At 58.4% G+C, this 12,123-nt stretch carries 13 protein-coding genes; 8 read left to right on the forward strand and 5 right to left on the reverse strand.

Going from position 1 to position 12,123, the window contains the following annotated elements; all coding sequences use genetic code 11:
• Window positions 1-4: 4 nt before the first annotated feature.
• The 3 genes from hycC to hycA all read right to left on the reverse strand — a co-directional run bounded on the left by hycC (window position 5) and on the right by hycA (window position 2,959).
• Window positions 5-1,813: a formate hydrogenlyase subunit 3 gene (hycC, locus tag F3J26_RS16455; protein WP_166994904.1), complete on the reverse strand. Its 1,809-nt coding sequence runs from the start codon at window positions 1,811-1,813 to the stop codon at window positions 5-7.
• Window positions 1,810-2,415, reverse strand: coding sequence for a 4Fe-4S binding protein (locus F3J26_RS16460; RefSeq protein ID WP_166994905.1), 606 nt, complete (start codon window positions 2,413-2,415; stop codon window positions 1,810-1,812). The genes hycC and F3J26_RS16460 overlap by 4 nt, the downstream gene beginning before the upstream one ends.
• An 88-nt stretch (window positions 2,416-2,503) precedes the next feature.
• Entirely contained in the window at window positions 2,504-2,959 is a 456-nt protein-coding gene (hycA, locus tag F3J26_RS16465; RefSeq protein ID WP_166994907.1) for a formate hydrogenlyase regulator HycA, read from the reverse strand.
• Window positions 2,960-3,318: 359 nt separating this feature from the next.
• Here hycA and hypA point away from each other — a divergent pair, with 359 nt between their 5' ends.
• From hypA to F3J26_RS16505, 8 genes are all read left to right on the forward strand, one after another.
• Window positions 3,319-3,681, forward strand: a complete 363-nt coding sequence (hypA, locus tag F3J26_RS16470) for a hydrogenase maturation nickel metallochaperone HypA (protein ID WP_166994909.1) — start codon at window positions 3,319-3,321, stop codon at window positions 3,679-3,681.
• Window positions 3,674-4,537 (forward strand): hydrogenase nickel incorporation protein HypB, encoded by an 864-nt coding sequence (gene hypB / locus F3J26_RS16475; RefSeq protein WP_166994911.1) that lies wholly within the window; start codon window positions 3,674-3,676, stop codon window positions 4,535-4,537. Before hypA ends, hypB begins: the two co-directional genes overlap by 8 nt.
• Window positions 4,528-4,788, forward strand: coding sequence for a HypC/HybG/HupF family hydrogenase formation chaperone (locus F3J26_RS16480; RefSeq protein WP_166994913.1), 261 nt, complete (start codon window positions 4,528-4,530; stop codon window positions 4,786-4,788). Before hypB ends, F3J26_RS16480 begins: the two co-directional genes overlap by 10 nt.
• A complete protein-coding gene (gene hypD, locus F3J26_RS16485) occupies window positions 4,788-5,909 on the forward strand; it encodes a hydrogenase formation protein HypD (protein ID WP_166994915.1) in 1,122 nt (373 codons plus the stop codon). Before F3J26_RS16480 ends, hypD begins: the two co-directional genes overlap by 1 nt.
• Window positions 5,906-6,916, forward strand: a complete 1,011-nt coding sequence (gene hypE / locus F3J26_RS16490) for a hydrogenase expression/formation protein HypE (protein ID WP_166994917.1) — start codon at window positions 5,906-5,908, stop codon at window positions 6,914-6,916. The genes hypD and hypE overlap by 4 nt, the downstream gene beginning before the upstream one ends.
• Before the next feature lie 109 nt (window positions 6,917-7,025).
• Window positions 7,026-9,110, forward strand: coding sequence for a formate hydrogenlyase transcriptional activator FlhA (gene flhA, locus F3J26_RS16495; RefSeq protein ID WP_166994919.1), 2,085 nt, complete (start codon window positions 7,026-7,028; stop codon window positions 9,108-9,110).
• Window positions 9,111-9,156: 46 nt separating this feature from the next.
• The gene (gene yajD, locus F3J26_RS16500; protein ID WP_008457693.1) at window positions 9,157-9,504 is read left to right on the forward strand and encodes an HNH nuclease YajD; all 348 of its coding nucleotides are present in this window, start codon (window positions 9,157-9,159) and stop codon (window positions 9,502-9,504) included.
• A 148-nt stretch (window positions 9,505-9,652) separates the two neighbouring features.
• Window positions 9,653-10,621 carry a chemotaxis protein gene (locus F3J26_RS16505; protein ID WP_039298985.1) on the forward strand — a complete coding sequence of 323 codons (969 nt, stop codon included), beginning with the start codon at window positions 9,653-9,655 and terminating at the stop codon, window positions 10,619-10,621.
• Window positions 10,622-10,657: 36 nt separating this feature from the next.
• On the opposite strand, the gene rhaM is transcribed toward F3J26_RS16505, so the two are convergent.
• Together rhaM and fucO are read right to left on the reverse strand one after the other, a co-directional pair.
• Window positions 10,658-10,972: an L-rhamnose mutarotase gene (gene rhaM, locus F3J26_RS16510; RefSeq protein ID WP_166994921.1), complete on the reverse strand. Its 315-nt coding sequence runs from the start codon at window positions 10,970-10,972 to the stop codon at window positions 10,658-10,660.
• The gene (gene fucO / locus F3J26_RS16515; RefSeq protein WP_166994923.1) at window positions 10,969-12,117 is read right to left on the reverse strand and encodes a lactaldehyde reductase; all 1,149 of its coding nucleotides are present in this window, start codon (window positions 12,115-12,117) and stop codon (window positions 10,969-10,971) included. Before fucO ends, rhaM begins: the two co-directional genes overlap by 4 nt.
• Window positions 12,118-12,123: the final 6 nt, after the last annotated feature.

Genomic DNA, 12,123 nt, shown 5'->3' on the forward strand with positions numbered 1-12,123 from the left:
TTCCTCAGGCAACCATCGCCACCAGTAAGACCGCCAGCTCAACCATCGCCAGGCGGCGGAACGTGCCGGACAGGCGCTCGCACTGCCAGCCAGGGATCCACTTCACCGGGTTCAGGGTTTGGCGCAGCTTAAGCAAAGGCGCAAACGCCGCTTTTACCGGCTGGGCAAAGCCCGTCGCGGTGATCACCATCGCCTGTTCGTGGTCGTAGCCGCAGACCCACGCCGAGCCGCGAGAGCGATTTGGCAAGCGGTCGCCGCGGAAAACGATCATCAAAATAAACGGCAGCAGCGGAGAGGCAATCAGCAACAGCGTGATCATCGGCTGAGACACGGCGGTATGCGCCGGTTGAAGCGGCAGCGGCACGGCGTGCTGAAGCAGAGGCAGCAGCCACGGGGCAGCAACCCCGGCAACTACGCAGCATGCGGCAAGCAGGGCGACTGAGACGTTCATTAGCCACGGCGCAGAGGTCGCGTTTTCCGCTTCTTTAGTACGCGGCGCACCCAGGAAGGTGACGCCATAGACTTTCGCCATGCACATGACCGCCAGTGCGCCGGTGATTGCCAGCCCCACGGCCAGCAGCGGCCCGATAAAACGGCCCACAAACAGCGGCAGGCTGCCGAGGCGGAAGAACGACTGATAGATAACCCACTCCCCGGCAAAGCCGTTCAGCGGCGGCAGCGCGGCCATCGCCATCAGCCCAACCAGCATCGCCAGCGAAATAGCCGGCATGCGTTTGCCGATCCCGCCCAGCTTCTCGATGTCGCGGTGTCCGGTGCGGAACCAGACGGCACCTGTGCCGAGGAACAGCGTGGTTTTGAACAGGCTATGGTTGAACAAATGATAAAGGCCGCCGGTCATGCCCAGCGCCACCAGCACCGGCTCATGCAGTGCGATACCGATCAGGCCGCAGCCCAGGCCCAGCAAAATAATGCCGATGTTTTCAAGGGAGTGATAAGCCAGCAGGCGGTTGATGTTGTGCTCCATCAGCGCGTAAAGCCCGCCGATAAACGCGGTGATCATGCCGACCACCACGACCAGCACACCCCACCACAGCGGCAGCGTATTACCGATCAGCGAGAAGCTCATAATGCCGTAGAGGCCAATCTTCAACACCACGGCGGAGAACAGCGCGGCGGCAGGCGCGGAGGCATTCGCATGCACCTGCGGCACCCAGCCGTGCAGCGGAATAATCCCGGCAAGCAGCCCAAAGCCGAGTAGCGCGAGGATCAGTACCGGGGCCGGCAGCGGCGCGCCGTCAAGGAGATGACGCAGATCGCCATAACCCAGCGTGCCGTAGCGCTGCCACAGCAGCCAGCAGGCCATTGCCAGCAGCACGGTACCCAGACGACCAAGGGCAAACCACAGCTGCCCGGACTGCTGGCAGCCGGTGAGGAAATAACCCGCCAGGGAGATGATTTCCGCCATCGCTACCAGCGTGACAAAGTTGTCGGCTACCAGCGCCGCAACGCTTGCCGCCAGGATTAAGTTAATCAGCAGGCCGTCGGCTTTTATCGCCGGATGGCGATGCCAGGCGCAGTTATAGACGGAAATAAACAGGCCGCTTAAGGCCACCGTTACCAGCCAGACGCCGTTGAAAGCGTTGAGCTGCAGGTGCCAGTGCCAGATTTGCGCATCGCCGCTGAAGCCCAGCAGCGCCTGAACGCCCGCGATCAGCAAAAGCACGGCGCTGATTGCGCCGCCAACGCCGCCGATAAAGCCGCTAACGGGCTTTGAAAATGCCAGAGCGCCGGCTAACACAGCGCTGGTGACAAATCCCAAAAGCGCCCAGTGAATCAGTAAAAAAGCATTCATTTTCTCGCCTCTGGCTGGGTAAACAAGGTCAGGTCGCCAAGCGTCGCGCCAAGCGTCAGTTCACGTTTGCGCTTGCTGGCCTGGGCGATGTCTTGGTTGTCGATCAGCCGCAGCGCCTTGGTCGGACAGGTGCGAACGCAGGCCGGGCCGCTTTCGTCGAAGCTGCACAGGTCGCATTTGACCGCGATAGCGCGAACGCCGGGAACCCAGTCCAGCAGCGGGCTAACGCGAGCCGGGGCCGGAGGCGCAGGTGGCGCTTTCGGGCTGTTCACGTTGGCGGGAATATGCAGCGGGCGGCTGCCGGAAAATTCAATGGCGCCGAACGGGCAGGCGATGCCGCAAAGTTTGCAGCTTACGCACAGGCTTTCATTCAGCTGCACGGCGCCGTCCACGCGGGTTATCGCGTTGACCGGGCAAATCCCGGCGCAGGGGGCGTCTTCACAGTGGTGGCACATCTGCGGCGCAGATTCATTCAGGTTGCGCATGACTTTCAGGCGCGGCATGGACTGCAGGCCGTGCAGGCGGTGCGTCTCGGCGCAGGCCGCTTCACAGGTATGGCAGCCCATACACAATTTTGAGTCAGCGATTACAAAACGGTTCACCAGTTCTTCCTCAGGTGACAATCGTCATTTTTGACGAAAACATGCCGAAAAGCTGCCGGTTCGACAGTTCTCGACACCCCAGATCTCTTCATGCCACGGCGGACTTTTGCAGCAGCGCCATGGATAACGGGGTGTTTTGCTGCACGGCCAGATAAAGGCTGTCGTACACCGGGCGGATCAGCTCGAGGTAGTGTTCCAGCAATTTTTCGCGGTCGCGGTTGCTGACGGCGTTATCAATCAGTCCGTCATCGTCGATAGTCGCCTTGGCAATCAGCACGTTATCGCTGCCGTCGCGCAGTTCGATGCTGTACTCGATGGTGTGGCTGTTAAAGCCTTCGGCGAGATTGATTTGAATGACGAAGTGGTCAAATAAGAAGAAGCGCAGGCTTTCGTCCGGGTTGCAGCCCACGGCGTGATGCAGCTTCGCTTTGGATAAGGTGATCCCCTGAATCAGGGTGTTGCCGTACAGATGCCACTGCGAAAGCAGCCGCTGGTGCTTGTCGGCGATGTACTCTGCTTTTTCGCTCAGTTCCCAAATGTTCATGTTTTGTTCGCTCTGTTAGTGCTTGTCCCTCCGTAAGGCACGTTTCGTGCCATGTTTTTAATTTATTGTTTTTAAATGGATTTAACCGATAAAAGTGTCTTTAGCGAGCAGAATGACATGTCATTTCGTCATCTTTGACTTTGGCTGACGGCACTTTTTTACCCTCACCCTAACCCTCTCCCTGGAAGGAAGAGGGGATAAAAGCAGGCCAGGCTACTCCCGGAAGGAAGGGGGATAAACGTTCCCTTTTCTTAAAAGAATTCTCCCTCGCCCCTTCGGGGAAAGGGCCGGGGTGAGGGGCAAAGAAAAAGCCTGGCACCGTCCTTGCATTACCTGCCCCAGTTACCCCCGGAGGCCCCATGCACGAAATCACCCTTTGCCAGCGCGCAGTCGAACTTATCGAAAACCACGCCCGCCAGAACAATGCCCGTCGCGTGACCGGCGTCTGGCTGGAGGTCGGCGCCTTCTCATGCGTGGAAACCAGCGCCCTGGAGTTTTGCTTTGATCTGGTCTGCCGCGGCACCCTGGCAGAAGGCTGCAAGCTGCATATCCACCAGCAGGAAGCCGAATGCTGGTGCCATGACTGCCAGCAGTTCGTCACCTTACTGACCCAGCGCGTGAAGTGCTGCCCCAACTGTAACGGCAGCAACCTGCGCATCGTGGCGGATGACGGCATGCAGATTAAGCGTCTGGAAATCGATCAGGAGATAGCTTATGTGTAGCACTTGCGGTTGCGGTGAAGGCAACCTGTACATTGAAGGGGACGAACGTAATCCCCACTCTGGCTTTCGCAGTGCCCCGTTTGCCCCGGCGGCACGCCCGCTGCAGCAGATCACCGGCGTCAAGTTTGCCCCTACGGTTGACGAACAGGGCGACCTGCATTACGGTCACGGCGCGGCAGGCACCCACGCGCCGGGGATGACTCAGCGTAAGATGCTGGAGATCGAGCTGGACGTGCTCGACAAAAATAACCAGCTCGCCGCCCATAACCGCGACCGCTTTGCCAGCCACAATCAGCTGGTGCTGAACCTGGTCTCAAGCCCCGGCTCCGGTAAAACCACCCTGCTCACCGAGACGCTGAAGCGCCTGAATGCCAAAGTGCCGTGCGCGGTTATCGAAGGCGATCAGCAAACGGTGAACGACGCCGCGCGCATCCGCGAAACCGGCACGCCAGCCATTCAGGTGAATACCGGGAAAGGTTGCCACCTTGATGCCCAGATGATTCGCGATGCCATGCTGCGCCTGCCGCTAGAACGCGACGGCGTGCTGTTTATCGAAAACGTCGGCAACCTGGTTTGCCCGGCGAGCTTTGATTTAGGCGAGCGCCATAAGGTCGCGGTGCTGTCGGTGACGGAAGGCGAAGATAAGCCGCTGAAATACCCGCATATGTTCGCCGCGGCGTCACTGATGCTGCTGAACAAGATCGACCTGCTGCCCTACCTGCAGTTCGACGTCAGCAAGTGCTTAGCTTTTGCCCGCGAGGTTAACCCGGACATCAAAATTATTCTGGTTTCCGCGACCAGCGGCGAAGGGATGGACGAGTGGCTTAGCTGGCTGGAGGCGGAGCGATGTGCATAGGCATCCCGGGGCAAATTGTTGAGCGCCTGGCCGACGGCAGCGCGAAAGTGGACGTCTGCGGCGTGCAGCGCGACGTGAATTTAACGCTGGTGGGCGACGCCGCAGTGGGGCAATGGGTTTTGGTTCACGTCGGTTTCGCCATGAGCATGATTGATGAAGCCGAGGCGCGGGACACGCTGGATGCCCTGCAAAACATGTTCGAGGTTGAGCCGGACGTTGGCGCACTGCTTTATGGCGAGGAGCGTCGCTGATGCGCTACGTCGATGAATACCGCGATCCAGATCGCGTGATGCAGCTGATTGAAACGCTGAAATCCCGCGCCACGCTGCTGAACTACACGACGAGCCACCCGCTGCGCATCATGGAAGTTTGCGGCGGCCATACCCACGCTATTTTTAAATTCGGCCTCGATCAGCTGCTGCCGGAAAATATCGAGTTTATTCACGGCCCCGGCTGCCCGGTTTGCGTGCTGCCGATGGGGCGAATCGACACCTGCATTGAGATAGCCAGCCACCCGGAAGTGATTTTCTGTACCTTTGGGGATGCGATGCGCGTGCCGGGTAAAAACGGCTCGCTGATGCAGGCGAAGGCGCGAGGCGCGGACGTCAGGGTGATTTACTCGCCCATGGACGCGCTGACGCTGGCTCGCCAGAACCCGGAGCGCAAAGTGGTGTTCTTTGGCCTCGGCTTTGAAACCACCATGCCCGCCACGGCAATCACGCTTCAACAGGCAAAGTCGCAGGGCATCGATAATTTCTATTTCTTCTGTCAGCACATCACGCTGATCCCGACGCTGCGCAGCCTGCTTTCCCAGCCCGACAACGGCATCGGCGCTTTCCTGGCGCCGGGGCATGTCAGCATGGTGATTGGCACCGAAGCCTATGACTTTATTGCCTCTGAGCACCAGCGCCCGCTGGTGGTGGCCGGCTTTGAGCCGCTCGATCTGCTGCAGGGCGTGCTGATGCTGGTCGAGCAAAAAATCAGGCAGCGCAGCCTGGTAGAAAACCAGTACCGCCGGGTCGTGCCGGAAGAAGGCAATTTGCTTGCGCAGAAGGCGATAAGCGACGTATTTACGGTGCGCGGCGAAGCGGAATGGCGCGGCCTGGGCGTAATCGGTGATTCCGGCGTGCAGCTCACCGAAGCCTACCGTCAGTTTGATGCCGAAGACCATTTCCAGCCCAAACCGCAGCGGGTTTACGACGACCCGAAAGCCCGCTGCGGCGACGTGCTTATCGGGCGCTGCAAGCCGCAGCAATGCCCGCTGTTTGGCCGCGACTGTAATCCTCAAAACGCCTTCGGCGCCCTGATGGTCTCCTCCGAAGGAGCCTGCGCGGCGTGGTATCAGTACCGTTCTCAGGAGTGTGAAGTATGAAAACCGTTGAGCTGGCCCACGGCAGCGGCGGCCAGGCGATGCAGCAGTTGATCGCCGGCCTGTTTATGCGGGCTTTTGATAATCCGTGGCTGGCCGAGCAGGAAGATCAGGCGAGGCTTTCGCTGGCAGAGCTGACAGCTTGCGGCGACCGGCTGGCGTTTTCTACCGACAGCTACGTTATCGATCCGCTGTTTTTTCCCGGCGGGGATATCGGCAAGCTGGCCGTGTGCGGCACGGCCAACGACGTCGCGGTGAGCGGGGCTACACCGCGCTGGCTGTCGTGCGGTTTTATCCTTGAAGAAGGCCTGCCGTTTGAAACGCTGGAGCGCGTGGTCACCAGTATGGCGAATGCCGCGCGCTCGGCAAATATCGCCATTGTCACCGGCGACACCAAAGTCGTACCGCGCGGCGCGGCGGACAAGCTGTTTATCAATACCGCCGGGATAGGCGCTATTCCTGCGGGCGTTAACTGGGGCGCGGCTCAGATCAAAGCAGGGGATCGGCTGATTGTGAGCGGCACGCTCGGCGACCACGGCGCAACCATCCTCAACCTGCGCGAGAAGCTGGGGCTGGACGGCGACCTACAAAGCGATTGCGCGGTGCTGGCGCCGATGATCGCCCCGCTGCTGCAGATTCCCGGCGTAAAAGCGCTGCGGGACGCCACGCGCGGCGGGGTAAATGCCGTTCTGCACGAGTTTGCCGACACCAGCGGCTGCGGAATGGAAATCAGCGAAAACAAGCTGCCGCTGAACCCGGCGGTGCGCGGCGTCTGTGAACTGCTGGGGCTGGATGCGTTAAATTTTGCTAATGAAGGCAAGCTGGTTATCGCCGCGTCTCCCGAGTCTGCCCCGGCCGTTATTCAGGCGTTACAGCAGCACTCCTGCGGCAAACAGGCGGCTGTCGTGGGTGAGGTTGTAGAGCGAAAAGGCGTGTGCGTCGCGGGGCTTTATGGCGTAAAACGCACGCTCGATCTGCCGCATTTTGAACCCTTACCGCGCATTTGTTGACCTGCACCAGTATGCATTCACGCAACGCTGACTAAACTTAAACAATATTTATATTAATTATATTTTTTAGCCCTGCACCCGCCGCAGGGCATTTCAATGGAAAGCAAAAATGTCATACACGCCGATGAGCGATCTCGGGCAGCAGGGGTTGTTTGATATCACCCGCATGCTGCTCCAGCAGCCCGATCTCAACGAACTCGCCAGCAGCCTGACGCAGCTGGTGAAACAGGGCGCGCTGGCCGATCGCGTTAACATTCTGCTTTACCATCCCCAGCATCAGCGGGTGAGTTTTTATGGCAAGGATAAACACGGCAAGGAACTGCACTACGAAGATGAAATGGCTCTGGCCAGCGGCCCGGTGCGCCGCATATTGTCGCGCCCGGAGGCGCTGATTTGCAGCCAGCAAGAGTTCGATGAAACCTGGCCGCAAATGGCAAGCCTGGATCTGTATGCTCCTTTTGGCCGCTACTGCCTTTTACCGCTGGCCTCCGAAGGCAAAATTTTCGGCGGCTGCGAATTTATCCGCAACCGGGCGGATGGCTGGACGGAAAAAGAGCTGAACCGGCTTTATACCCTGGCGCAAATTGTCGGCCTGGTGACCGAGCAAATTCAGACCCGGCTCAATTCGAGCCACGATCACCAGTTATTGTGCCGGGAGCGCGACGATTTTCGCATTCTGGTGGCCGTCACCAACGCGGTATTGTCGAAGCTGGACCTGGACGAACTGATCAGCGAGATTGCCCGGGAAATTCACTATCACTTCGCCATTGATTCCATCAGCATCGTGCTGAAAAGCAGCCGCAAGTCGCGGCTCACGCTCTACTCCACTCACTTTGTGGATGAAGCTTCGCCGATTCACGATCAAAGCGACGTGCTTGAGGAAGGCACGCTGTCAGAACGCGTCTTTAAAAGTGGCGAAATGCTGCTGCTCAATCTTTGCCCTGGCGACAAACTGGCGCCGTATGAGCGGATGCTGCTGGAGATGTGGGACAACAAACCTCAGACGCTTTGCCTGCTGCCGCTGAAGTTCGGTCCCAATATGCTGGGCGTCCTGAAGCTCGCCAAATGCAGCGAGCAGGGCTTTACGCCAGCCAACCTCAAGCTGCTGCGCCAGATTGCCGAACGTATTGCCATCGCGGTGGATAACGCCCTCGCCTACCAGGAAATCAACCGCCTGAAAGAGAATCTGGTGGATGAAAACCTCTACCTCACCGAGCAGATTAATAACGTCGACAGCGATTTTGGCGAAATTATCGGGCGCGGCGAGGCGATGTCTATCGTGCTTAAGCAGGTGGAGATGGTGGCCAGCAGCGACAGCACCGTGCTGATCCTCGGCGAGACCGGTACCGGTAAAGAGCTGATTGCCCGGGCGATCCATAACCTGAGCGAGCGCAACAGCCGCCGGATGGTGAAGATCAACTGCGCTGCGATGCCCGCCGGGCTGCTGGAGAGCGACCTGTTCGGCCACGAGCGCGGGGCGTTTACCGGGGCGAACAATCAGCGCATTGGCCGCTTTGAGCTGGCGGATAAAAGCTCGCTGTTCCTCGACGAAGTGGGCGATATGCCGCTTGAGCTGCAGCCCAAGCTGCTGCGCGTGCTGCAGGAACAGGAGTTTGAGCGCCTCGGCAGCAATAAGGTTCAGGAAGTGGACGTGCGCCTGATCGCCGCCACTAACCGCAACCTGAAAGAGATGGTTGCCGACCGGGAGTTCCGCAGCGATCTTTATTACCGGCTGAATGTGTTTCCTATCACGCTGCCGCCGCTGCGCGAACGCCCGGAGGATATCCCGCTGCTGGTAAAATCCTTCACTTTCAAAATCGCCCGCCGCCTGAACCGCAACATCGACAGTATTCCGGCAGAAACGCTGCGCGCCCTGAGCCGCATGGAGTGGCCAGGCAACGTGCGGGAGCTGGAAAACGTGATTGAGCGGGCGGTGCTGTTAACCCGGGGCAGCGTGCTGCACCTTTCCCTGCCCGAAATGGATCACCGCCCTCCTCTGGAACGCCATCTTTCTCCGTGTGTGGAAGAAGAGAGGCGTGAAGATGAGGACGAGTGCGAGCGCATCCTGCGCGTGCTGAAAGAAGCTAACGGCGTGGTGGCCGGGCCTCGCGGCGCTGCCCAGCGATTAGGGCTGAAGCGCACCACGTTACTTTCCCGGATGAAGCGCCTGGGGATTGATAAAGACGTGCTTTAGCCGGAAACTGGGCATAACCCTACATTTTTTGTCTGGAACCTGAATCATGGCAATTATCCCCAAGAACTATACGCGGCTGGAAAGCGGCTACCGCGAAAAGGCGCTGAAGCTTTTCCCGTGGGTGTGCGGGCGCTGCTCCCGCGAGTTTGTCTATTCTAATCTGCGTGAACTGACCGTTCACCATATGGATCACGATCACACCAATAACCCAGAAGATGGCAGCAATTGGGAGCTTTTATGCCTGTATTGCCACGATCATGAACATTCTAAATACACCGAGGCCGACCAGTACGGCTCCACGGTGATTGCCGGAGAGGACGCGCAAAAGGATGTAGGCGAAGCAACCTATAATCCGTTTGCCGACCTCAAAGCGATGCTGAACAAGAAAAAGTAAGCGCCCCCCGCTTAGAGGGGTATCACGCCCCTCTAAGCGAAATCATTTCGCCTTTTCCCTTCATTTTTTCCAGACGCTGCCGATAACTTAGACAAGCATTCACTCCGTACGGTTGGGTTCTGAGGCCGGGTTATCACTTGAGGTTAAAATGGATAGTTTTCAGAAAGATATTGATGAAAGGGCCAACCTGGCGTTATCCAACAAGTTCGAGCTGCTGCTGTTCCGCTTAGGCACCAGCCAGCACGACAGCAAGTCCGAGCTGTACGGCATCAACGTTTTTAAGCTGCGTGAAATTGTGCCGATGCCGAAGATTAACCGTGCCGCAGGCATGGAATCACCGCTGCTGGGCATGGCTAATATTCGCGACCAGATTATCCCGGTTATCGATCTGCCTGCGGTCACCGGCTGCACGCCGACCACCGGCCTGAATTTATTACTGATCACCGAATATGCCCGCAGCACCCAGGCGTTTGCCGTGGAGTCCGTGGAGAACATTATTCGCCTCGACTGGAGCCAGGTGCACGCCGCCGAGGCCGGGGTCAGCAGCCGCAATATCACCAGCATCGCCAATATTGACGACCCGCTAACCGGCAAAGACCTGGCGCTGGTGCTGGACGTGGAGCAGATCCTCTATGACATTATCCCATCCGGGAGAGATGTGAATATTGCCGCGATAGAAGAGAAAACTTATACCCTGAAGCCCGGTGCGGTGGCTATTGTTGCCGAAGATTCCAAAGTCGCGCGTTCGATGCTGGAGCAGGGCCTGAAGGGGATGGGCATTCCGGCCATCATGCACGCGACCGGCCTGGAAGCCTGGGAAAAAATCAAACTTATTGCTGCCGATGCCAAAGCATCCGGCACGCCTATCACCGACAAAATCGGCCTGGTGCTGACCGATATCGAGATGCCGGAGATGGACGGTTTTACCCTGACCCGCAACATTAAGACCGAACCTTCTCTGAAGCACATTCCGGTGGTGATCCACTCCTCACTTTCCGGCAGCGCCAACGAAGATCACGTCCGTAAAGTCGGTGCCAACGGCTATGTCGCCAAGTTTGACGTCGCCGAGCTGTCTTCCGTCATCCACAAAGCGCTGGAAGACGCCGCCACTCGCTAAGAGAGAATAAAAGGCCCGGAAACCGGGCCTTGTTTTTTATTCGAGCCAGAACACTTCTTTTAGCGCCTGGCTGACCGGGCTGCCGTCCGGGTTGCTGGGCATGATGTCGCGCATATGCTGCCACCAGCGCTGACAAACGTCGGTGTCGGCCACCGCATTCCAGCGCGCTTCGGACTCAATTTCTACCGTGGCAAACAGCAGATGGCGCTGTTCATCCAGATAGATCGCATAGCGATGAGCGCCGTGCTGTTTAAGCACCTCTTCCAGCTCGGGCCAAATCGGCGAATGGCGGCGCTGATACTCTTCGTGGGCGTCAGGATTAACCTGCATCACAAAAGCTTTCCTGATCACAGCGCCTCCAGATAAAGCTGGCGGATCTCTTCGCGCGAGGCGGGTCTTGGGTTACACGACGCGCACGGATCGGCCAGCGCTTTGTCCAGCCAGCCTTCAATATCGGCAGGCTGAACGCCAAGCTCACGAAAGCCGGACGGGATGCCAACCCTGGCGGATAACGCGCGAATCGCTTCGATGGCTTTATGGCTTGCCTGCTCGTCGGTCAGCCCCTGAGTATCGCTCCCCATAGCCTGCGCCAGACGAGCAAAGCGAGGCACCGCGTTTGGCCGGTTAAAGGCTTCAACAACCGGCAGCAAAATCGCATTACATACGCCGTGCGGCAGGTTATGCGTCGCGCCCGGCTGGTGCGCCATCGCATGTACCAGCCCCAACCCGGCGCTGTTAAACGCCATCCCCGCGAGATATTGGCCGTAGGCCATCATTTCACGCGCTTCCAGGTTCTGCCCGTCGTCTACGGCTTTCGGCAACCAAGTGTTTATCAGGCGAATGGCCTCCAGCGCGTTGGCATCCGTTAACGGATGTGCGCTGACGGAAACATAGGCTTCAACGGCGTGGGTAAGCGCATCCATCCCAGTTGCAGCGGTAACGGAGGACGGAATATTCACCATGACTCTGGCATCATCCACGGCAATATCCGGGATGAGATTGGTGTCGATGATCACCTCTTTCACCTGACGTTCGCTGTCGGTGATCACCGCATTACTGGTCATTTCTGCCGCCGTGCCCGCCGTGGTGTTAATCGCCACCAGAGGAACTCCGCCATTTTTTACTTTCCCGACACCGGAATAATGCACGGAAAGCCCCGGGTTTGCGGTCAGGATTTTCACCGCTTTCGCCGTATCAATCGGGCTGCCGCCGCCGAAAGCAATGAGGTAGTCGCAGTCGGCCAGGTTAAATCTTGTGATGCCTTTTTGCACCAGCGCTTCGGTCGGGTTGGGGAACACTTCATCGAACAGTTCGTAAGGCAGGTTATGCTCGTCCAGCGCCGCAAACAGGCTATCTAATAGCCCCATTTTCACCAGTTGTCCGTCGGTTACCACTAACGCTTTGCCCCAGCGTTTTTCGGCGATGAGCTCCACCATATCGCCAATGGCGCCCGCTCCGTGCAGGCTGATTTTGGGTAGTGCCAGCATAAAACTCATCTTTTG

Origin of the sequence: Enterobacter sp. Ap-867, assembly GCF_011752855.1 — a bacterium.
GTDB lineage: Bacteria > Pseudomonadota > Gammaproteobacteria > Enterobacterales > Enterobacteriaceae > Cedecea.

What these genes read in the sequence shown, in the direction of transcription:
- hycC (WP_166994904.1), bottom strand. Translation starts at nt 1,813, where the DNA reads ATGAATGCTTTTTTACTGATTCACTGGGCGCTTTTGGGATTTGTCACC.
- hycA (WP_166994907.1), bottom strand. Translation starts at nt 2,959, where the DNA reads ATGAACATTTGGGAACTGAGCGAAAAAGCAGAGTACATCGCCGACAAG.
- hypA (WP_166994909.1), top strand. Translation starts at nt 3,319, where the DNA reads ATGCACGAAATCACCCTTTGCCAGCGCGCAGTCGAACTTATCGAAAAC.
- hypB (WP_166994911.1), top strand. Translation starts at nt 3,674, where the DNA reads ATGTGTAGCACTTGCGGTTGCGGTGAAGGCAACCTGTACATTGAAGGG.
- F3J26_RS16480 (WP_166994913.1), top strand. Translation starts at nt 4,528, where the DNA reads ATGTGCATAGGCATCCCGGGGCAAATTGTTGAGCGCCTGGCCGACGGC.
- hypD (WP_166994915.1), top strand. Translation starts at nt 4,788, where the DNA reads ATGCGCTACGTCGATGAATACCGCGATCCAGATCGCGTGATGCAGCTG.
- hypE (WP_166994917.1), top strand. Translation starts at nt 5,906, where the DNA reads ATGAAAACCGTTGAGCTGGCCCACGGCAGCGGCGGCCAGGCGATGCAG.
- flhA (WP_166994919.1), top strand. Translation starts at nt 7,026, where the DNA reads ATGTCATACACGCCGATGAGCGATCTCGGGCAGCAGGGGTTGTTTGAT.
- yajD (WP_008457693.1), top strand. Translation starts at nt 9,157, where the DNA reads ATGGCAATTATCCCCAAGAACTATACGCGGCTGGAAAGCGGCTACCGC.
- F3J26_RS16505 (WP_039298985.1), top strand. Translation starts at nt 9,653, where the DNA reads ATGGATAGTTTTCAGAAAGATATTGATGAAAGGGCCAACCTGGCGTTA.
- fucO (WP_166994923.1), bottom strand. Translation starts at nt 12,117, where the DNA reads ATGAGTTTTATGCTGGCACTACCCAAAATCAGCCTGCACGGAGCGGGC.